This window comes from Mycobacterium lentiflavum, assembly GCF_022374895.2.
Classification (GTDB): domain Bacteria; phylum Actinomycetota; class Actinomycetes; order Mycobacteriales; family Mycobacteriaceae; genus Mycobacterium; species Mycobacterium lentiflavum.
Window position 1 is genome coordinate 454,925 of record NZ_CP092423.2, and the last position, 20,121, is coordinate 475,045.

General features: G+C 67.6%; 17 protein-coding genes and 1 pseudogene. 10 read left to right on the forward strand and 8 right to left on the reverse strand.

What is annotated here, in order from left to right; all coding sequences use genetic code 11:
- The first annotated feature begins 35 nt into the window (after positions 1–35).
- The 4 genes from MJO58_RS02205 (at position 36) to MJO58_RS02220 (ending at position 4,267) form a co-directional block, all read left to right on the forward strand.
- Positions 36–1,445, forward strand: a complete 1,410-nt coding sequence (locus MJO58_RS02205) for a WS/DGAT/MGAT family O-acyltransferase (RefSeq protein WP_239721886.1) — start codon at positions 36–38, stop codon at positions 1,443–1,445.
- Between the two features lie 148 nt (positions 1,446–1,593).
- A complete protein-coding gene (locus MJO58_RS02210) occupies positions 1,594–2,373 on the forward strand; it encodes a crotonase/enoyl-CoA hydratase family protein (RefSeq protein WP_090598719.1) in 780 nt (259 codons plus the stop codon).
- Positions 2,374–2,442: 69 nt separating this feature from the next.
- Positions 2,443–3,954, forward strand: coding sequence for a class I adenylate-forming enzyme family protein (locus MJO58_RS02215; RefSeq protein WP_239721887.1), 1,512 nt, complete (start codon positions 2,443–2,445; stop codon positions 3,952–3,954).
- 16 nt (positions 3,955–3,970) lie between these two features.
- A complete protein-coding gene (locus tag MJO58_RS02220) occupies positions 3,971–4,267 on the forward strand; it encodes a hypothetical protein (protein WP_090598727.1) in 297 nt (98 codons plus the stop codon).
- Here the strand turns inward: MJO58_RS02220 and MJO58_RS02225 are convergent.
- Positions 4,264–4,842, reverse strand: a complete 579-nt coding sequence (locus MJO58_RS02225; protein ID WP_090608346.1) for a TetR/AcrR family transcriptional regulator — start codon at positions 4,840–4,842, stop codon at positions 4,264–4,266. The genes MJO58_RS02220 and MJO58_RS02225 overlap by 4 nt on opposite strands.
- A 501-nt stretch (positions 4,843–5,343) precedes the next feature.
- Between MJO58_RS02225 and MJO58_RS02230 the strand changes: the two are divergent.
- Positions 5,344–5,523, forward strand: a pseudogene (locus tag MJO58_RS02230) (crotonase/enoyl-CoA hydratase family protein); the annotation flags it as partial.
- Between the two features lie 97 nt (positions 5,524–5,620).
- Here the strand turns inward: MJO58_RS02230 and MJO58_RS02235 are convergent.
- Entirely contained in the window at positions 5,621–7,090 is a 1,470-nt protein-coding gene (locus MJO58_RS02235) for an aldehyde dehydrogenase (protein WP_239721888.1), read from the reverse strand.
- A gap of 92 nt (positions 7,091–7,182) precedes the next feature.
- Positions 7,183–7,953, reverse strand: coding sequence for a class I SAM-dependent methyltransferase (locus tag MJO58_RS02240; RefSeq protein WP_239721889.1), 771 nt, complete (start codon positions 7,951–7,953; stop codon positions 7,183–7,185).
- Between the two features lie 108 nt (positions 7,954–8,061).
- Between MJO58_RS02240 and MJO58_RS02245 the strand changes: the two genes are divergently transcribed.
- On the forward strand, positions 8,062–9,225 hold the full coding sequence (locus MJO58_RS02245; RefSeq protein WP_090598739.1) for a glycosyltransferase family 4 protein: 1,164 nt from the start codon (positions 8,062–8,064) through the stop codon (positions 9,223–9,225).
- Here MJO58_RS02245 and MJO58_RS02250 read toward each other — a convergent pair.
- A complete protein-coding gene (locus MJO58_RS02250) occupies positions 9,209–10,918 on the reverse strand; it encodes an MmpA family trehalose lipid delivery protein (protein WP_239723139.1) in 1,710 nt (569 codons plus the stop codon). The two genes, MJO58_RS02245 and MJO58_RS02250, sit on opposite strands and share 17 nt — an antisense overlap.
- Positions 10,919–10,960: 42 nt before the next feature.
- The gene (gene pgfA / locus MJO58_RS02255) at positions 10,961–12,223 is read right to left on the reverse strand and encodes a cell envelope lipid trafficking protein PgfA (RefSeq protein ID WP_239721890.1); all 1,263 of its coding nucleotides are present in this window, start codon (positions 12,221–12,223) and stop codon (positions 10,961–10,963) included.
- Positions 12,224–12,376: 153 nt separating this feature from the next.
- Here pgfA and MJO58_RS02260 point away from each other — a divergent pair, with 153 nt between their 5' ends.
- Positions 12,377–13,498, forward strand: coding sequence for an acyltransferase family protein (locus tag MJO58_RS02260; protein WP_420845399.1), 1,122 nt, complete (start codon positions 12,377–12,379; stop codon positions 13,496–13,498).
- Here the strand turns inward: MJO58_RS02260 and MJO58_RS02265 are convergent.
- From MJO58_RS02265 to MJO58_RS02275, 3 genes are read right to left on the reverse strand one after another with little or no spacing between them, the layout of a single operon-like run.
- On the reverse strand, positions 13,495–13,974 hold the full coding sequence (locus MJO58_RS02265) for a YbjN domain-containing protein (protein ID WP_239721891.1): 480 nt from the start codon (positions 13,972–13,974) through the stop codon (positions 13,495–13,497). The two genes, MJO58_RS02260 and MJO58_RS02265, sit on opposite strands and share 4 nt — an antisense overlap.
- Positions 13,975–14,031: 57 nt before the next feature.
- Complete coding sequence (locus MJO58_RS02270) at positions 14,032–15,522, reverse strand: AMP-binding protein (protein ID WP_239721892.1); 1,491 nt, start codon at positions 15,520–15,522, stop codon at positions 14,032–14,034.
- Complete coding sequence (locus MJO58_RS02275) at positions 15,515–16,495, reverse strand: phosphotriesterase-related protein (RefSeq protein ID WP_239721893.1); 981 nt, start codon at positions 16,493–16,495, stop codon at positions 15,515–15,517. The genes MJO58_RS02270 and MJO58_RS02275 overlap by 8 nt, the downstream gene beginning before the upstream one ends.
- Positions 16,496–16,624: 129 nt before the next feature.
- On the opposite strand from MJO58_RS02275, the gene MJO58_RS02280 reads away from it, so the two are divergent.
- The 3 genes from MJO58_RS02280 to MJO58_RS02290 all read left to right on the forward strand — a co-directional run bounded on the left by MJO58_RS02280 (position 16,625) and on the right by MJO58_RS02290 (position 20,113).
- Positions 16,625–18,334 carry an acyl-CoA dehydrogenase family protein gene (locus tag MJO58_RS02280; protein WP_239721894.1) on the forward strand — a complete coding sequence of 570 codons (1,710 nt, stop codon included), beginning with the start codon at positions 16,625–16,627 and terminating at the stop codon, positions 18,332–18,334.
- A gap of 154 nt (positions 18,335–18,488) precedes the next feature.
- Complete coding sequence (locus tag MJO58_RS02285) at positions 18,489–19,181, forward strand: TetR/AcrR family transcriptional regulator (RefSeq protein WP_090598756.1); 693 nt, start codon at positions 18,489–18,491, stop codon at positions 19,179–19,181.
- Positions 19,178–20,113 carry a R2-like ligand-binding oxidase gene (locus MJO58_RS02290; RefSeq protein WP_239721895.1) on the forward strand — a complete coding sequence of 312 codons (936 nt, stop codon included), beginning with the start codon at positions 19,178–19,180 and terminating at the stop codon, positions 20,111–20,113. Before MJO58_RS02285 ends, MJO58_RS02290 begins: the two co-directional genes overlap by 4 nt.
- Positions 20,114–20,121: the final 8 nt, after the last annotated feature.

Sequence of the window (20,121 nt, forward strand, 5' to 3'; positions counted from 1 at the left end):
TCAGTAAGGTCCCTGCTTGAGGGGAAGGGGCAGCGATGAAACGGCTCAGCGGCTGGGACTCGGTACTGCTGTACAGCGAGACCCCGAACGTGCATATGCACACGATCAAGGTCGCCGTCGTCGAGATCGACCCGGAGCGCCGAGATTTCGACGTCAATTCGTTTCGCCAGGTCATTGGGGCCAGGCTGAACAAGCTCGAGCCCTTCACCTATCAGCTCGTCGACATCCCGTGGAAGTTCCACCATCCGATGTGGCGCGAGCATTGCGAGGTCGACCTCGACTACCACATCCGCCCGATGCGGTTGCCCGAGCCGGGCGGTCGCCGCGAGCTGGACGACGCGATCGGTCGCATTGCCAGCACCCCGCTGGACCGCGGCCGTCCGCTGTGGGAGATGTACTTCATCGAAGGCCTGGCCAACGACCGGGTCGCCGTGGTCGGCAAGATCCACCACGCGCTGGCCGACGGAGTCGCGTCGGCCAACCTGATGGCCCGGGGCATGGACCTACTGCCCACACCGGAAAGCGGCCCGCAGATCACCGACCCCGCACCGTCGAAGTCGCAATTGGTGCGTTCGGCGTTCTTCGACCACCTCCGTCAAGCCCGCAAGCTGCCCGCGACCTTCCGCTACACCGCGCAAGGGATCAATCGGGTCCGGCGCAGCTCGCGCAAGCTCTCGCCGGAGCTGACGATGCCCTTCACGCCGCCGCCCACCTTCCTCAACCACCGGATCACCCCGGAACGCCGGTTCGCGACGGCCACCCTGGCGCTCGCCGACATCAAGGCGACCGCCAAGTTGTGCGGCGGGACCATCAACGACGTGGTGCTGGCCATCTCCACCGGGGCGTTGCGCACCTTGCTGCTGCGTTACGACGGCACGGCCGAACCGCTGCTGGCTTCCGTCCCGGCGAGTTTCGACTTCTCACCCGAACGGATATCGGGCAACTACTTCACCGGGCTGATGATCGCGCTGCCGGCCGACCTGGATGACCCGCTGGCGCGGCTGCAGGCCTGCCACGACAACGCGGTTTCCGCCAAGGAGGCCTTCCACCTGGTCGGCCCCGAATTGATCAGCCGGTGGTCGAACTACATGCCGCCCCTGGCCACCGAATCGTTCTTTCGCTGGGCGTCCAGCCGCGACGGCCAGAACAAGGTGCTGAACCTGCCCATCTCGAACGTGCCCGGACCCCGCGAGCATGGCCGGGTCGGCGGCGCAAAGGTCACCGAGATCTACTCAGTCGGACCGTTGACCGCGGGCAGCGGACTCAACATCACCGTGTGGAGCTACGTCGACCAGCTCAACATCTCGGTGCTGTCCGACGGCGCCACCGTCAAGGACCCGCACGAGGTGACCGAGGCGATGGTCGCCGACTTCATCGAATTACGCAGGGCTGCAGGCCTTTCCGAAGAGCTGACGCTGGTCGAGGAGGCGATGGCCCCGGCCTGAGCGGTCCGGCCGTCGCAACAACCCCGAAATTCGGTAACGAGACTCTCTCCTGGTGCCAATGCCATTTCCGCCGGCGGCTACCATCAGTCGGTAACAGCCACCGGTTTGCCACCGATGCCACCGACGTAAAAGGAGATGGGCAGCTACCGTGAGCACCGACGAAGCCAACGAGCCCGAGGTTCTGGTCGAACAGCGCGGCCGAATCCTGATCATCACGATTAACCGGCCCAAGGCCAAGAACGCGGTGAACTCCGCGGTGGCCAATGGCCTGGCGGCGGCCGTCGATCGGCTCGACGAGGAACCCGGCCTATCGGTGGGCATCCTTACCGGGGCCGGCGGCTCGTTCTGCGCGGGCATGGATCTCAAGGCGTTTGCCCGCGGCGAGCTGCCGATCGTCGAGGGCCGCGGCATGGGATTCACCGAGCGCCCGCCGGTCAAGCCGCTGATCGCGGCGGTAGAGGGCTACGCGCTAGCCGGCGGTACCGAGCTGGCACTGGCCACCGACCTGATCGTGGCGTCCAAGGACTCGGCCTTCGGTATCCCGGAGGTCAAGCGCGGCCTGGTCGCCGGTGGTGGCGGGTTACTGCGGCTGCCGCAGCGCATCCCGTCGGCCATCGCGATGGAGCTGGCATTGACCGGCGAGAACCTCTCCGCGGAGCGCGCCGCCGCGCTGGGCATGGTGAACGTGCTGGCCGAGCCGGGGACGGCGCTGGACGCCGCGATCGATCTGGCCGAACGGATCGCCGCCAACGGGCCGCTCGCGGTGGCCGCCACCAAGCGGATCATTGTCGAGTCCCGCGGCTGGAGCCCCGACACCATGTTCACTGAGCAGAACAAGCTGCTGGCTCCGGTCTTTTCGTCCAACGACGCGAAGGAGGGCGCGATTGCATTCGCCGAGAAGCGCGCTCCCCAGTGGACCGGCACCTGAGATTCGATACACTATGTTCGTAGAGTCCGCGTCTGGGCGCAAAAGGGTTGGGATGCAAAGGGATCGAGTATGAGCATTTCGTTGCTTCTCGAGATGGCTGCGTCGAGCAACCCCGACCGCACCGCCGTCGTCTCGGGGGAAACCCGGCTGACGACGCAGGAGCTCAGCGATCTGGCCGACGGCGGCGCCGGAGTCATTGCGGAATCGGGCGCTCAGCATGTGGCCTATGTGGGCGTCGGCGGCGCGATGCTGCCGGTGCTGATCTTCGCCGCGGCCCGCGCCGGCCTGCCGTTCACCCCGCTCAACTACCGGTTGTCCGCCGAGGGCATCCAGACGCTGATCGAGCGGCTACCCGAACCCCTGGTCATCGTCGACAGCCGCTATCAGGACATGCTCGGCGATTCGTCCAAGCGGGTGATGGATTCCGACGACTTCCTGGCGGCCGCCCGCACGGCCGAACCTGCAGGTCTCGCGTTTCCCGACCCGGAGTCGGTCGGGATCGTGCTGTTCACCTCCGGCACCACGTCGCAGCCCAAGGCCGTCGAGCTCTCGCATAACAACCTGACCAGCTATGTCACCGGAACCGTCGAATTCGACTCGGCCGCAGAGCTTGACGCGGCACTGATCTGCGTGCCGCCGTATCACATCGCCGGCGTCGGGGCCGCGCTGTCGAATCTGTACGCCGGTCGCAAGATGGTCTACCTGCCCAACTTCGATGCAGGTGAATGGGTGCGGCTGATCGGCGCCGAGCATGTGACCACCGCGACGCTGGTGCCGACCATGCTGGACCGCGTCGTCACCGTGCTCGAGACGGGCGACTATCAGTTGCCGTCACTGCGCAACCTGGCCTACGGCGGGTCGAAGGTCGGCCTGCCCCTGGTGCGCCGGGCACTCGAACTGTTGCCGGATGTGGGCTTCGTCAACGCCTACGGGCTGACCGAGACGAGCTCGACGATCGCGGTACTCACACCCGACGACCACCGCGCCGCGCAAGCGGCGTCGGACACGGCCGCCATCAAGCGGCTGGGCTCGGTGGGCCGTCCGGTGCCCGGCATCGAAATCGAGATCCGCGACGACGACGGCAACGTGCTGCCGGCCGGTGCGACCGGCGAGCTCTTCGTGCGCGGCGAGCAGGTGTCCGGGCGCTACACCGGAATCGGCTCGGTGCTCGACGAAAACGGTTGGTTCCCAACCAAAGACATCGCGATGCTAGATGACGAGGGCTACCTGTTCATCGGCGGGCGCAGCGACGACACCATCATCCGCGGCGGCGAGAACATCGCGCCCGCCGAGCTGGAGGAGGTGCTCGTCGAGCATCCGCACGTGCGCGACGTCGCCGTCGTCGGCGTCGACGATCCGCAGTGGGGACAGGCTATCGTCGCCGTGGTGGTCCCGCGGCCCGGTGCCGACCCCGATCCCGAGGAATTGCGAGAGCATGTCCGAAAGGCTTTGCGCGGTTCGCGCACCCCCGACCGCGTAGTGTTCCGCGACGAATTGCCGACCACCCCCACGGGCAAGGTCTTGCGGCGGGAAATCATCGAAGATTTAGCAGGATCGCAGGCCGCACCGGCCGAGCAGTAAGTAGAGGACGAAAATCATGATCAAGAACGGAACCCGCCTCACCAGTCAGGTGTGTGACACCCAGGTGATCGTCGTCAGGAGCTCCGACAGCCTCGACGATCTGCGCTGCGGCGGGGTCCCGATGGTGCCGATCGGTGGCGAGCGCTCGGGCGAACTCGACCCGGCTTTCGCCGAGGGCACCGTGATGGGCAAGCGCTATGTCGACGAGGCCGGCGCCGAGGTGCTGGTGACCAAGCCGGGCGCGGGGAGCCTGAGCATCGGTGCGACTCCGCTGGCACTCAAAGAGGTCAAGCCGCTGCCGGCGAGCGACTAGCCGTCCTGCTTGCCGGGCATCCCATTGCGGGTGACGAATTCCCTTGCCTTGATCAGGAATTCGAGCTGCTCGCCGACCTGGCTGAGCGGGAGCACCGAGCGGGTCGAGCGGGCCAGCACGATCGCGCCTTCGAGCGCCGAAATCGAGGTCACCGCCAGCGAGGCGGCGTCGTCGTCGTTGAAGCCATCCTTGGCAAACGCCCGAGTCAATGCCGTGCACCAGCGGCCCAGGATCATGCCGGCTTCACCGGTCAGGTCCTGATCGGCTTCGTCCGAGCTAATCGCGGCCGCGACCACCGGACAGCCGGCGAGGAAGTCGCCGTCGGTCAGCAGACGCTCCCAGAGTTCGATGAACTCGCGCAACAGCGTGCGGGCGCCGTGGTCGGCGGCGGCGTCGATGGTGGCGGTGATGGCATCCCCCGAATACCGCAGGGCCTCGCTGAGGATCTGGTTGCGGCCTTCGGGGAAGTGGTAGTAGACCGAGCCGCGGGGGGCGCCGCTGCGGGCCAGCACGGCGTCGATCGTGACGCCGGCGGCTCCGCGCTCACGCATCACCTCGGCGGCGCTGACGAGCATCTTGGTGCGGGTGCCGCCACGCTTCGTCGACGAAGGTCGGGGTTCGACGTCGCTGGTCGGCACTCGCGTACCTCCTAGAGTTGACGTCATGCAGCGTGCGAATGCCGCGATACCGGCCAGTGCATGTTACGCGGGCTGAACCGGAATGACGGGCGCTTTAGGTCGGGCACCTCGCGGGTGAATTGATAGCCGGCGACGTTGAGTTCGATGATCCACATGGTTTTTCTCCCGGCCTAGGGGTGCTGTCATGCGCCGGGGCCGGCGGCTCATGATTATGCTGAGAATCATATAAGGCACTCGTCTACTAAGCAAGTTGTTAGTGGAACTAAACTCGCAGACCACGGTAAATGTGTGACGAACGTCATTTACTCATGGTGAGCTTAAGCTGAGCAAACCGTAAGGATTATGCTTTATTGCATAATTTCGGGTTCTGGTGGCCCGGGCGCGTTATCGCCCACACGATCGCCGACCGCGCCGCGCCGTTAGCGCCGCGCCGTTAGCGCTGCGCCGTTAGGCGTGCGGGCCACGCTGGCGTCGGCGCATGTGGCACGCACACACGGCGCGGCCGCCGCGGTGGCGCGTCTGCGGCCCGCCGTCACCGAGCTCTTCGCTAGCGAAGACGCCGCCGAGGGCGCGCAGTCGTTCATCGAGCGACGCGACGCCCACTTCCGGGGCCGCTAGCGCTCGCGAGCGTCACGCCAGTGTGGCTCTGGATGCCGAACGTCACGCCAGCGTGACAGTCCCCGACACAGCGCTAGCGCTGTGTCGGGATAGCGGCTTACGCCTCGACGGTGTAGCCCATCGGCATCAGCACGCTCTTCTGCTGCGTGAAGTGCTCGACACCTTCCGGGCCGTTCTCGCGGCCGATGCCGGAGTTCTTGTAGCCGCCGAACGGGCAGCACGGGTCAAAGGCGTACCAGTTGATGGCGTACGTCCCGGTGCGGATCTTCTCCGAGATCTCGATGCCCTTGGGGATATCGCTGGTCCACACGCTGCCGGCCAGGCCGTAGGCCGAGTCGTTGGCGATCTTGACCGCGTCCACTTCGGTGTCGTAGGGAATAATGGCCAGCACCGGCCCGAAGATCTCCTCCTGCGCGATCGTCATTTTGTTGTCGACGTCGGCGAACACCGTGGGCTGGACGAAGAAGCCGTTGTCCAGGCCCTCGGGACGGCCACCGCCACACACCAGCCGGGCGCCCTCTTCGATGCCTTTGGCGATGTAGCCCTCGACGCGTGCGCGTTGCTTCTCCGAGATCAGCGACCCGATCTGGGCGGCCGGGTCCGACGGCGGACCGACCGGCAGCGCCTGCACGAATTGGCTTACCGCTTCCACGATTTCGTCGTAACGCGAGCGGGGCGCCAGGATGCGGGTCTGGCCGACGCAGGCCTGCCCGGTGTTCATGATCCCGGAGAACACCAGCATCGGGATTGCCGAGGCCAGGTCGACGTCCTCGAGGAGGATCGCCGCGGACTTACCGCCGAGCTCCAGCGTGCACGGCTTGAGCATCTCGGCGGCGCGACGGCCGATCTCCTTGCCGACGCCCGAGCTGCCGGTGAAGGTGAACAGGTCGACGTCCGGGTTCGAGGTCAGCGCCTGCCCGGTCTCGATACCGCCGGGCACCACCGACAGCACCCCCTCGGGCAGGCCGGCCTCGGCGAAAATCTCCGCCAAAGCGTTTGTGGTGAGCGGGGTTTCGGCGGCGGGCTTGAGCACCACCGTGCAGCCGGCCAGCAGCGCGGGGCCCAGCTTGTTGACCGCCAGAAACAGCGGCACGTTCCAGGCCACGATCGCGCCCACCACGCCGATCGGCTCGCGGTGCACGATGGTCTGCCCGTAGGAGCCGTTGCGGATCTCGCGCCACTTGACCTGGTCGACTGCCGGGCCGGCGAAGAAATTCATCGCGCCCATCGAGCCCATCCAGTGCATGGTTTCGATGGTGGTCGGCGGCTGCCCGGTCTCACCGGCGAGCAGCGCGCTCAGCAGTTCCTTGCGCTCTTCCATCAGTTTGACGACGTTGGCGATGACGGCCGCGCGTTCCTTCGGTGGCGTGGTGGGCCAGGGGCCGTTGTCGAAAGCGGCGCGGGCCGCGGCGACCGCGGCGTCGACGTCTGCTGCCGCCGCCAGCGGGGTCTTGCCGAAGTATTCGCCGGTGGCCGGACAGTGCACCTCGATCACCTCAGAGGTCGACGGCTCCGTCCACTTGCCGCCGATGAAAAGCTTGTCGTATTCGGTCTTGATGTCGGTCATATTCCGCCGCTCCTCCTCATCGCTCCGCTCTGCACCGTCGCCGGCGGGCATGGCGCCACCCTACATAAGCGAGAGCAAAACGAGAACATGTTTCATTCTCGGGGTGAAAGCACCAGCACGAGATTGCTGACCAGGAACTCGCGCAGTAGCGGCACCGACGTCAGCCACCAGGCCCAACGCGGGTGGTAGCGCGGGAATGCGGTCAGCAGCGCCCCGGTATTTTCGGCCCAGCTCAGCCCCGCAGCGGCGGACACCGCGAACAACGACGACCCGTAGTCGTTCTTCGCGCGACGGCCGTGTTTGCGCGCATAACGGGCTGCTGCGCGCGCACCGCCCAGATAGTGCGTCAGACCCATCTCGTGCCCACCGAAAGGGCCCAGCCAGACGGTGTAGGACAGCACGGCCAGCCCGCCCGGCTTGGTCACCCGCAGCATCTCGGCGCCGAGCTGCCATGGCCGCGGCACGTGTTCGGCGACGTTGGACGACAGGCAGATGTCCACCGAGTCGTCGGCGAACGGCAGCGCCATGCCCGACGCCCGGACGAACGAGTCCGTCGCTTGCCGCACCGCGGGCCCGGCGTTGTGCATCTCGCTCGGATCGGGCTCGACACCCAGGTAGTGCACACCGGCGCCGGTGAACGCTTCGGCGAAGTAGCCCGGCCCGCCGCCGACGTCGAGGAGCACGCGGCCGGCCAGCGGTTCTCCGCGCGCGGCCAGCCACAGGTCGCCGACCATCGCCGCGGTATCGGTGGCCAGGGCGCCGTAGAACCGGGCCGGATCCGGCTGCTCGTAGCGGAATGCGGACAGCAGCCGCACCGAGCGCGACAGCGTGGCCCGTCGCGCAAAGAGGTCAGTCACCGCCACCGGCCAACCCTACGGCCGGGCCGAACCCGCCCGAGCGTCACGCCAGCGTGACGTCGGGCGGCGAGCGTCACCCCAGCGTGACGTTCGCGCCGGGTTAGGCTGGCCGGGATGTCTCACCTGCGATCCGTCCTGCTGCTGTGCTGGCGCGACACCGGCCACCCGCAGGGCGGCGGCAGCGAAGCCTACCTACAGCGCATCGGCGCCCAACTGGCCGCGTCGGGTGTCTCGGTCACCCTGCGCACCGCTCGCTATCCGGGTGCACCGCGCCGCGAGCTCGTCGACGGTGTGCGCATCACCCGGGCGGGTGGGCGCTACTCGGTCTATGTGTGGGCACTGCTGGCGATGGCAGCGGCCCGGGTGGGCCTCGGACCGCTGCGGCGAGTGCGCCCCGACGTGGTCGTCGATTCGCAGAACGGTTTGCCGTTTTGCGCCCGGCTGGTCTATGGGCGCCGCGTGGTGCTGTTGGTCCATCACTGCCACCGGGAGCAGTGGCCGGTGGCCGGGCCGGTGTTCGGCCGGCTGGGCTGGTGGGTCGAGTCGTGGCTGTCGCCGCGACTGCACCGGCGCAATCAGTACCTGACGGTGTCGCTGCCGTCGGCGCGTGACCTGGTCGCCCTGGGCGCGGACCACGAGCGGATCGCGGTGGTGCGCAACGGCCTCGACCAGGCGCCGGCGCGGTCGTTGGACGGCCCGCGTTCGGCCGTGCCGCGGGTCGTGGTGCTCTCGCGGCTGGTGCCGCACAAGCAGATCGAGGACGCCCTAGAGACGGTCGCCGAACTGCGGCGGCGTGTTGCGGGGCTGCCGGCGCTGCATCTGGACATCGTCGGCGACGGTTGGTGGCGCCAGCGCCTCGTCGACCATGTCCGCAGTCTCGGCATCAGCGACGCGGTGACCTTCCACGGCCACGTCGACGACGTAACCAAACACCATGTGCTGCAAGGGGCGTGGGTGCATGTGCTGCCCTCCCGCAAGGAGGGCTGGGGCCTGGCGGTCGTGGAGGCCGCACAGCACCGGGTGCCGACGATCGGCTACCGCTGCGCGGGCGGCCTGTCGGACTCGATCGTCGACGGTGTGACCGGGATCTTGGTGGATGACCGCGCCGAGCTGGTGGATCGTCTGGAAGAGCTGCTGTGCGATCCGGTGCTGCGCGATCAGCTCGGGGTCAAGGCGCAGACGCGCAGCGGTGAGTTCTCCTGGACGCAAAGCGCCGACGCGATGCGCGCCGTGCTTGAAGCCGTCCAGGCCGGGCAGTTCGTCAGCGGCGTGGTCTAAAACCGGGTCTAACCCGGCAGACCGCGCCGACCAGCGCGCCGCCCCCGCCCACGAGCAGCATCCCCAGCCAGGCCAGGTGCGCGATCAGCGTGGCGTTGCGCCGGGTCGACGAAACTCCGGCGGCCTCCCCGCCGATCCGGTACAGCGTCAGCTCCCCGTCGCGGAACACCGGTGTGAGCGCGGCCAGGGTGCGTGCGGCCGAGCCCATGTCTCCGGCGCTGTCGGATTCGACGACCAGCCATCCGACGCCGGCCGGGGCCAAGGCCGACGGCGACGGCCCGGACAACAACAGCTCCTGGATCGCGCGGGCGCGGTTGCCCTCCCCGGGCACCACCCGACCAGAGATCGCCAAGTCGCCGGTGCTCAGCACGTCGGCGCGCAGCCAGCGCGGCAGCGGATCCAGCACCGGCGCCGGACCCGACCAGGCGAAGCGGCGCATCGAGCCCGCGGGCAGCACCGCCACCGGCGCGGGCGCACGGTTGATGGCCGCCGCCACCGCGGCCCACCCCGGCGGATAGTGCACCGGCGCGACCTTGCCGCCGACCCCCCACGCCAAGTCGGGCAGCACCGCGATCAGGGCGAGACACCCCACCAGCGCGGTGGCAATGTCGGCCGGCGGGGGCAGCCACCGCCGCAGCGTCACCACCGCGCCGGCGCCCGCGAGTGCGTAGCCGGGCACCGCCAGCGCGACCCACTTCTGGCCGTCGCGCAGCACGCCCAGGCCGGGTGCCGCGTCGACGACGGCGGAAAGCAGGTGCAGGCCGGGCCCGGTGGCCAGCGCGGCCGGCACCACCACCGACACCGCCGCGAGCACCAGCAGCGGCCGCACCGCCGGGCGGCGTAGCACCGTCGGCAGCCCGGCCGTCACCACACCCAGCAGCACCAGAGCCGAGATCAGCGCGAAAAGTGTTGCCCGCGAACTGGGTACGGCCTCGCCGTTCCAGATACCGCCGAGGCTGGCCAGGCTGGCCAGCGTGCCCAGGCCGGGCTCGGCGCGCGGCGCGAAGGCGAGCACGCCGAGCGCGCTCGCCGCCTTGGGGGTGGACAGCGACGCGCCCGTCGCCGCGGCCACCAGCCACGGCAGCGCCGCCACCAGCGCGGCACCCAACGCCGCCGCGGCGCAGAGCCAGCGGGCCCGGCCCGCACCTGGTGCGGCGACGCAGACCAGCGCCACCGTCGCGGCAAGCATCAGACCGGTCGGCGTCAGCCCGGCCAGCGCGATCCAGAACGCCAACGCGAAAACACCGGGCTCACCTGATCGCAGGCGCAGCACCGTCGTCGCCACCCACGGCAGGCAGCCGTAGCCGACCAGCAGACTCCAGTGACCCTGCAGAAGTCGTTCGGCGACATAGGGATTCCAGATGGCCAGCGTGACCGCGACGACCTGGCCCGGTGTGTCGGCGCAGGGCAGCGCGGTGGCCACCAGCCGTGCCGCACCCCAGCCCGCCAGCCACAACCCACCGACCAGCAGCACCTTCACCACGGCCCCGCCGTCGAACAGGTGCGACGCCAGCGCCACGGCGAAATCCTGCGGAGTCGCCCGCGGCGGCGCGGTCAAGCCAAGGGCGGTATCGGACAGGTAGGAGCGTGGCGTGGAGACCGCGTCGCGCAGCAGCAGGTACCCCGGCCGCAGCAACGGCGCCACCACCAGCAACGCCAGGGCCAATGCATACCCGGGAAGAAACCACTGCAGCGCCCGGCGCCATGGCGCGGTCACCGTCGCAGCAACCGCGGGCTAGTCCCGGGCGGGCGGGCCGGGCGGATTCGGCTCCGCCGCCGTGCCGTGCGGCGGATCGGAGCCGGGCGGATCGTCATCCGCTTCGGAGTGCTGCGCGGGCAGCTTCTCGGTCTCGGCTTCGGCGCCGGGCACCCGTTCCTCGAGCCCACTGCGGCCGAAGAACTCCTCGTCGCCGCGATCCAGGCCCGGGTCGGTCAGCGCGCTCTCGGTCCGCAGGCTGAACGACGCGAACAACCCACCGCCGATCAGCGCGATCAGGCCGACCGCGGTGAACGTGATCGGCAGCACCCGCGACCACAGGGCGAGCCGGTCACGCTCGTCGCGGGCCGCGTTCACCTGAGATTCCACCGTGTCTTCGTTGGAGGTGACCTTGTAATCGGCCAGCGTCAGCTCGGGCTTGAGCGGGTCGCGGGCGAAGAAATGGTTGGCGTGCTCGGTCTGCTTGACGATGGTGCCCGAGACCGGGTCCACCCAGAAGGTCCGCTGCGCCGCGTAGTAACGGGTCATCGTGATCTGTTCGGCCGGGTCGCCGCCTTGGATGCCCCACATCGCCGCGGACGTGGTCACCTTGCCGTCCTCGTCGCCGGCGTACAGCGAGGGGTACTTCACCGGCGCCACCAGCTTTCCGTCGGCGCTGTAACCGATGTTCTGGGTGAACTTGTAGGTGGTCAGCCCGTTGACGTCCTCTTGGGTGTCGTAATTGACGTCGTAGGTCTTCTGCGCGACCGGATCGAAGTAGGGGTAGGTCTTCTTCTCGGTGTGGAACGGGAAGCGGTAGGACAACCCGTCGTGACGTACCGGGATCGAGGTGGGCGGGTTCTCGTCGTTGAAGGTGCGCGGCTTCTGGACGGCGCCGCCGGTGTGGGTGTCGTCGGAGACGGCCATCGCGGTCTTGCGGTTGAGCGTGACGGTGTCGACGATCGCCAGCAGCAGCCCGGTGTCCTTCTGTTTATCGGTGCGCCGAACCGACGTGCCGACCTGCAGCGTGACCACATCGGCGTTGGCCGGCGACTCGACGCTGATCTGCTGCTGGGAAACCAGGGGCACGTTCTGGTTGACGACGACGTGATCACTGGACAGCGACGCCGAGTCGAGCGCGGTTCCGGTGCCGTCGCTGACCAGAGTGGTGTCGATGTTGAGTGGGATCTTGGTGATCCGGCTGGTGGTGTAGGTCGACAGCAGCAGTGCGGCGATCAGCAGGGCAGCCCCGAGTCCGATGATTCCGCATGCGGCGAACCGCAACATAACCGCTCGGTTCACGTTGCTGTGCCCTCCCTCAATGCTCTAGGCAAATCCGTTCGACCCTAACAGCAGTACCCGATTCGGCAGGTAACAGAGCGCAGGCAGACTGTGATCGTGACCGATGGCGACCAGGCGGGCGGAACCCGCAGCTTCCTGCCCGCTGTCGAGGGTATGCGCGCCTGCGCGGCCATGGGTGTGGTCGTCACGCATGTGGCGTTCCAGACCGGCCACTCCAGCGGTGTCGACGGTCGGCTGTTCGGCCGCTTCGACCTCGCGGTGGCGGTGTTCTTCACGTTGTCGGGGTTCCTGCTGTGGCGTGGCCACGCCGCGGCGGCCCGGGATTTGGGACCCGACGGTTTCACGGGTCCGCCCACCGGCCACTACCTGCGATCGCGGGTGGTCCGCATCATGCCGGCCTATCTGGTGGCCGTCGTCGTGATCCTGACCCTGCTCCCTGACGCGGACCACGCCAGCCTGACCGTCTGGCTGGCAAACCTGACCCTCACCCAGATCTATGTGCCGCTCACCCTGACCGGTGGGCTGACCCAGATGTGGAGCCTCTCGGTCGAGGTCACCTTTTATCTGGCGCTGCCGATTCTCGCGCTGTTGGCCCGCCGCCTTCCGGTGCGCGCCCGGGTGCCGGCGATCGCCGCGCTGGGAGCGCTCAGCTGGGGGTGGGGCTGGCTTCCTCTTTTCTCGGGGCACGCGGGGTCCGGCAACCCGCTGAACTGGCCGCCGGCCTTCTTCTCCTGGTTCGCCGCGGGCATGCTGCTGGCCGAGTGGGTGCACAGCCCGATCGGGCTGCCGCATCGACTGGCGCGCCGGCGGGTACTGATGGCCGCCATCGCGCTGGCCGCGTTTCTGGTGGCCGCCTCTCCGCTGGCGGGTCCGGAGGGACTGACGCCGGGGAGCGCGGCGCAGTTCGCGGTGAAGACCTCGATGGGCTCGATCGTCGCGTTCGCGTTGGTCGCACCGCTGGTGCTGGACCGGATCGACACCCGGCACCGGCTGCTGGGCAATGCCGGCATGGTCACCCTGGGCCGCTGGTCCTACGGCCTGTTCATCTGGCACCTGGCCGCGCTGGCCATGGTGTTCCCCGTCGTCGGGACGTTCCCGTTCACCGGCAACATGCCGACGGTGCTGGTGCTGACGCTGATCTTCGGTTTCGCGATCGCGGCGGTGAGCTACGCGCTGGTCGAATCGCCGTGCCGGGAAGCGTTGCGCCGCTGGGAGAAACGTGAGCAGCCGGCCGCCACGGTGATAGATGCCGAGGCCGATGCGATCGCGCCCTAGCCGGTGCGGTCCATCCACTCTTCCAGTGCGTCCGCGGACGGCAGGCTGGCGGCCTGCTCGATCTTCTCGATCAGGTCGATGCCGTACTCGACGGTGGACCTGATGAAGTGGCCCAGCCCCGCCAAGTGGATGCCGTCGGTCAGCAGGTACGCACTCTCACCGACCACACTGAAATGGCTCGGCTGCGCGGTCTCGCGGACAAACGCCTTGGGCCAATGGTTGTCGCGGTTCCAGTCGTTGACCAGTTCCATCAGGCGCGGGCGCTCGCTGGCTTGGTAGTACCCCGCGGGGCTGACCGAGATCTCCAGGATGTCGGGCCGCACGCCGTTGATCCGCAGGTTCACGTGCAGCTTGCCCCGCTGATAGTGGGACAGCACCATCATGAATTCCGTGCCGTCGTCGCTGCGGAAAAATCGCAACTGGTGCGATCGCAGATAGCGTTCGATCAGCTCCGTGCTCAACGGCTCGATTTTCATGGCCCTGATCGTGTAGTCGCGGGCTTGGAGAATTCTTGGTGCTTTCCAGACGGTGGGTCAGCTCGCTTCGGCGGCCGGCAACCGCGCCATGATCTCGGCCCGCACCGCCGAGCGTCGGGCCTTGCCGGCGTCGTCGCGCAGCGGGGTGTCGACGAATTCTATGAAGGCGGGGGTGGGCGGCACCTTGTAACCCGCGATGTTGGCACGCAGGAACTCCTGCACTCCGGCGGCATCCAGCGTCGAGTCATCGGTCGTATGCACCAGCGCGTAGGGCACCTGGCCCAGATCGCCCGCGTTCGGGTCGGGGACGCCAACGACCAAGCAGGACAACACTTCCGGGTGTGCCGACAGCGCGCTCTCGATCTCCGCGGGATAGACGTTGCGGCCGCCCACGGTGAACATGTCGACCCGCCGGTCCGACAGATACAGGAAACCGTCGGCGTCGAAGTAGCCGAGATCGCCCAGCGAGTCCCAGCCGTCGCGGGTTTTCGCCGTCGACCCGATATACCGGTAGGTCGGCGCGCTGCCCGGGGCCGGCCGCATGTAGATCTCCCCCTCGACGCCGGGCGGGCAGGGGTTGCCGTCGTCGTCGAGCACCGTCATCTCGCCGCTGACGACGACGCCGACCGAGCCCGGGTGGGCCAGCCACTGGTCGCCGGAGATGAACGTCAGCGCCTGTAACTCGGTGCCGCCGTACAACTCCCAGACTTTCTCGGGTCCGAGCAGGTCGATCCAGGCTTGCTTGACGGCCGGCGGGCACGGCGCCGCCAGATGCCAGAACCGCCGGATCGACGACAGGTCGTAGGCGCCCGGGTCGGCCTGGTACACCGGCAGCACCCGCTGCATGATCGTCGGCACGGTCACCATGAAGGTGACGCGATGATCGGCGATGACGCGCAGGAATTCGTGCGGGTCGAAGCGGTCCGTCAGCACCAGATGGTGGCCCATGATCAGCGCGAGTGCCGCCACGGTGATTCCGGTGTTGTGGGATAGCGGCACCGGAACATAGGTGGTGTCGCAATCTTGTGCGCCCATCGCATAGGCCGCCAGCGGTGAGAGGCGGCTGTCGACGCCGGCTTCGATCAGCTTGGGCCGCCCGGTGCTGCCGCCGGAGCCCATCGCCTTCCACGTCGGTGACACCGCCTCCGGTAGCGGCGCATCCGATAACGCCGCATCGGGGATGAAACCCCTTGCCACGCTTGGTATTTCAGGGTGCTCGGCGCCCACCAGCAGGGCGCGCGGCCGCAGGTCCAGCAGACCCTGCAACTCCGCGGTCGGCAGTCGTGGCGACAACGGCTGCGGCACGGCGCCCAGCTTCCAGCACGCGGCCGCGGCCTGCACGAACTCGACGGAGTTGGGCAGCAAGATCGTCACGTAATCGCCGACACCGACGCCGCGTTCGGCGTAGGCGCGCGCCAACCGGTTCGTCGAGCGGTCGAGTTCGGCGCGGGTGAGCGTGACGCCGTCGCAGGTGACCGCCGGCTCGTCGGGAGCGAGTTCGGCCAGCGCCGAAATCTGCGAACCGATCGGCGGGGTCGGTTCACTCATATGCACCCTGCCGCTCGAAGATGCGCCGCGGATTGTCGACCAGCATGGTGTGCAGTTGCTCCTCGGTGACGCCGCGCTCTTTCAGGGCGGGGATCACGTCGTTGTGGATGTGCAGGTAGTGCCAGTTCGGTGCCATCTGCGGAATGAGTTCTTCGGGCAGCGCGTCGAAGTAGCAGTTGGCGTCGTGCGACAGCACCATCTTGTCGGCGTGCCCGCGCTCGCACATTTGCGCCACTATGCCGACTCGTTCTTCGAACGGTGAGATCACGTCGAGGCCGAACCGGTCCATCCCGAGATAGGACCCCGCGGCGACGAGCTCTTCGAGGTAACCGACGTCGGTGCTGTCGCCGGAATGGCCGATGATCACCCGGCTCAGGTCGACGCCCTCCTCTTCGAAGATGCGCTGCTGCTCGAGCCCGCGCCGCAGCCCGGCGTGGGTGTGCGTGGAGATCGGCACGCCGGTGCGTTTGTGCGCCTGGGCGACCGCGCGCAACACCCGTTCCACGCCGGCGGTGATGCCCGGTTCGTCGGTGGCGCACTTGAGGATTCCGGCCTTGACGCCGGTGTCCGCGATGCCCTCCTCGATGTCCTTCACGAACATGTCGGTCATGATCTCCGGGCCGCCCAGCATGCCGCCCGGGCCCTCGTAGTGGAACCGGAACGGGATGTCGTTGTAGGTGTAAAGCCCGGTCGCCACAACGATATTCAGCTCGGTCGCCGCGGCCACCCGCGCAATGCGCGGGATGTAGCGGCCCAGCCCGATCACGGTGAGGTCGACGATGGTGTCCACGCCCCGCGACTTCAGCTCGTTGAGCCGGGCGATGGCGTCGGCTACCCGCTTTTCCTCGTCGCCCCAGGCGTCGGGATAGTTCAGCGCGATCTCGGTGGTCATGATGAAGACGTGCTCGTGCATCAGCGTCACGCCGAGATCAGCGGTATCGATGGATCCGCGCGCGGTATTTAGTTCGGACACGTCGCTGATGCTAGGCCGGGCCGCAATCATTCGACAGAGGCAAATAGGCAAATACGATGACAATGCGGATCTTCCGGGCCCGCCGTCGGCTGATACCGCGACCCCGCACATCGGCGTACCGTCTGCCGCATGCTGCTCAACCCCAACCAGTTGAACCGTAAATACCCCGACGCTCGATCCGGGGAGATCATGGCCGCCACCGTCGACTTCTTCGAGTCCCGGGGCAAGGCTCGGCTGAAGGCCGACGACCACGCGCGGGTCTGGTATTCAGACTTCCTCGACCACGTCGGACGCGAGCGCATCTTTGCCTCGCTGCTGACGCCGTCGGAGTACGGCGCCGCCGACTGCCGTTGGGATACTTACCGGATCAGTGAGTTCGCCGAGATCGTCGGCTTCTACGGGCTGAACTACTGGTACCCCTTCCAGGTCACGGCCCTCGGACTCGGGCCGATCTGGATGAGCGACAACGAGGACGCCAAGCGCAAGGCCGCGGCCCAGCTGGAAGCCGGCGAGGTGTTCGGCTTCGGCTTGTCGGAGCAGAGCCACGGCGCCGACGTCTACCAGACCGACATGATCCTGACGCCGGGCGAGAACGGCTGGACGGCCAACGGCGAGAAGTACTACATCGGCAACGCCAACGTGGCGCGGATGGTCTCGACCTTCGGCAAGATCTCCGACACAGACGAGTACGTGTTCTTCGTCGCCGACTCCCAGCACGACCGCTACGAGCTGATCAAGAACGTGGTCAACTCGCAGAACTACGTCGCGAACTATGGGCTGCGCGACTATCCGGTCACCGAGGTCGACATCCTGCACCGCGGCCCCGGCGCCTTCCACGCCGCGCTCAACACCGTCAACGTCTGCAAGTACAACCTCGGGTGGGGTGCGGTCGGCATGTGTACCCACGCCATGTACGAGGCGGTCACGCACGCCTCCAACCGCTACCTGTACGGGACCGTCGTCACCGACTTCAGCCGCGTGCGCCGGCTGCTCACCGACGCCTACACGCGACTGATCGCGATGAAGCTGGTCGCCACCCGCGCCTGCGACTACATGCGCAGCGCCTCGGCCGACGACCGCCGCTACCTGCTGTACAGCCCGCTGACCAAGGCGAAGATCACCAGCGAGGGCGAGCGGGTGATCACCGCACTGTGGGACGTGATCGCGGCCAAGGGCGTGGAGAAGGACACCATCTTCGAGGCGATGACCCGCGAGATCGGGCTGCTGCCCAGGCTGGAAGGCACCGTCCACATCAACATCGGGCTGCTGGCCAAGTTCATGCCCAACTACCTGTTCGCGCCGAACAATGCGCTGCCGTTGATCGGGCGCCGCGACGAAGCCGTCGACGACGCGTTTCTGTTCAACCAGGGCCCGACCGGGGGATTGGGCAAGGTCGGATTCCACGATTGGCGCGCGCCGTTCGACAGCTTCGCGCATCTGCCCAACGTCGCGCTGCTGCGCGAGCAGATCGACGCGCTGGCCGACATGCTGGCCAGTGCGACACCAGATGCGTTGCAGCAGAAGGATATTGACTTCGCATTCGGGGTCGGCCAGTTGTTCGCGACGGTGCCCTACGCACAACTGATTCTGGAAGAGGCCCCGTTGTCAGGGCCCGAAAACCGCTGCGACGACGCGCTGATCGACGAGATCTTCGCCGTGCTGGTCCGCGACTTCAACGCCTACGCCGTCGAATTGGCGGACAAGCGCGCCACCACCGATGCGCAGGCCGGGTTCGCGATGCGGATGATTCGTCGGCCGGTGTTCGACCAGGCGCGCTACGACCAGGTCTGGAAGGAACATGTCCTGCCCATCAACGGCGCCTACCAGATGCGGCCCTAGCTCTCCGCCGAGTGTGCGGCTAGCCGCACACTCGAGTCCCACTGAGCGGCGGGGTGCACACTCGGCGGGCTAGTCGACGTTGAGCTGGGATTGACCCTTGACTGTGGCATGGATCACAGTAATATGACCAGTGGTCATCTAACGAGGAGGTTCGATGCCAACGGTGACATGGGCGCGGGTCGATCCCGCTCGTCGCGCGGCGATCATCGAGGCCGCCGAGGCCGAATTCGGGGCACACGGGTTTTCCGGCGGCAGCCTGAACGTCATCGCGCGCCGGGCCGGCGTCGCCAAGGGCAGTCTCTTCCAGTATTTCGCGGACAAGCGCGACTTGTTCGCGTTCATCGCCGACATCGGCAGCCAACGGGTTCGGGTCTGCATGGAAGACCTGATCCGTGACCTCAACCCCGACCGGCCGTTTTTCGAGTTCCTCACCGAGCTGCTCGACGGCTGGGTCGCCTACTTCGCCGAACATCCACACGAGCGCTCGCTGCATGCCGCGGCGACCCTGGAGGTCGACACTGACGCCCGCGTCAGCGTGCGCAGCGTCATCCACCGGCACTACCTGGAGGTGCTGCGACCGCTGGTGCAGGGCGCCCAGAAGCGTGGTGATTTACGGGCCGATGCCGACACCGACGCGCTGCTGTCGTTGCTGCTGCTGATCTTTCCGCACCTGGCGCTGGCGCCCTACATGCGCGGCCTGGACCCGATCCTCGGCCTCGACGAGCCCAGCCCCGAGCAGCCTGCGCTGGCGGTGCGCAGGCTCGTCGCGGTGCTGGCCGCCGCCTTCGCGGCAGCGCCGCATGCCTCCGTCCACCCAGCCCCAATGCGATCTGAGGAGGTCACATGAATCGAACCCGAGTTGCGTCAATGTCCCAGGGCGGTCTCAACTGGGATAGCTTGCCGCTCAAGCTCTTTGCGGGCGGCAATGCAAAATTCTGGGATCCGGCGGCCATCGACTTCTCCCGCGATCGCGAGGACTGGGAACGCCTGACCGACGACGAACGCAGCTACGCGACCCTGCTGTGCGCCGAGTTCATCGCCGGCGAGGAATCGGTGACCCAGGACATCCAGCCGTTCATGGCCGCGATGCGGGCCGAGGGCCGGCTCGGCGACGAGATGTATCTGACGCAGTTCGCCTTCGAGGAGGCCAAGCACGTTCAGGTGTTCCGGATGTGGCTCGACGCCGTCGGCGTCACCGACGACCTGAACAACCTTCTCGACGACGTCCCGACCTACCGCACGATCTTCTACGACAAACTCCCCGAGTGCTTGAGCACGTTGGCAGGCGATTCGTCACCGGCCGCCCAGGTGCGGGCGTCGGTCACCTACAACCACATGGTCGAGGGCATGCTGGCGCTGACCGGTTACTACCTCTGGCACAAGATCTGCGTGGAACGCGACATTCTTCCGGGCATGCAGGAGCTGATTCACCGGATCGGCGACGACGAGCGACGCCACATGGCCTGGGGCACCTTCACCTGCCGGCGCCACGTCGCCGCCGACGATGCCAACTGGGGCGTGTTCGAGGCGCGAATGAACGAGCTGATGCCGCTCGGACTGCGGCTGATCGAGGAGGGCTTCGCCCTCTACGACCCGATGCCGTTCGGCCTGTCGGCGGACGATTCCATGCAGTACGCCTCCGACAAGGGGATGCGCCGATTCGGCACCATCTCCAGCGCCCGCGGGCGCCCGCTCGGCGAGATCGACCTCGACTACTCGCCGCTGCAGCTCGAGGACACCTTCGCCGAGGAGGACGAGCGCGCCCTGGCCGCGGTCTAGCGTTCGTG

Excerpts from the sequence above, each read along its gene's own strand:
- MJO58_RS02205 (WP_239721886.1), top strand. The coding sequence starts at position 36 with ATGAAACGGCTCAGCGGCTGGGACTCGGTACTGCTGTACAGCGAGACC.
- MJO58_RS02215 (WP_239721887.1), top strand. The coding sequence starts at position 2,443 with ATGAGCATTTCGTTGCTTCTCGAGATGGCTGCGTCGAGCAACCCCGAC.
- MJO58_RS02220 (WP_090598727.1), top strand. The coding sequence starts at position 3,971 with ATGATCAAGAACGGAACCCGCCTCACCAGTCAGGTGTGTGACACCCAG.
- MJO58_RS02225 (WP_090608346.1), bottom strand. The coding sequence starts at position 4,842 with ATGCTCGTCAGCGCCGCCGAGGTGATGCGTGAGCGCGGAGCCGCCGGC.
- MJO58_RS02235 (WP_239721888.1), bottom strand. The coding sequence starts at position 7,090 with ATGACCGACATCAAGACCGAATACGACAAGCTTTTCATCGGCGGCAAG.
- MJO58_RS02245 (WP_090598739.1), top strand. The coding sequence starts at position 8,062 with ATGTCTCACCTGCGATCCGTCCTGCTGCTGTGCTGGCGCGACACCGGC.
- MJO58_RS02260 (WP_420845399.1), top strand. The coding sequence starts at position 12,377 with ATGCGCGCCTGCGCGGCCATGGGTGTGGTCGTCACGCATGTGGCGTTC.
- MJO58_RS02265 (WP_239721891.1), bottom strand. The coding sequence starts at position 13,974 with ATGAAAATCGAGCCGTTGAGCACGGAGCTGATCGAACGCTATCTGCGA.
- MJO58_RS02270 (WP_239721892.1), bottom strand. The coding sequence starts at position 15,522 with ATGAGTGAACCGACCCCGCCGATCGGTTCGCAGATTTCGGCGCTGGCC.
- MJO58_RS02280 (WP_239721894.1), top strand. The coding sequence starts at position 16,625 with ATGCTGCTCAACCCCAACCAGTTGAACCGTAAATACCCCGACGCTCGA.
- MJO58_RS02285 (WP_090598756.1), top strand. The coding sequence starts at position 18,489 with ATGCCAACGGTGACATGGGCGCGGGTCGATCCCGCTCGTCGCGCGGCG.
- MJO58_RS02290 (WP_239721895.1), top strand. The coding sequence starts at position 19,178 with ATGAATCGAACCCGAGTTGCGTCAATGTCCCAGGGCGGTCTCAACTGG.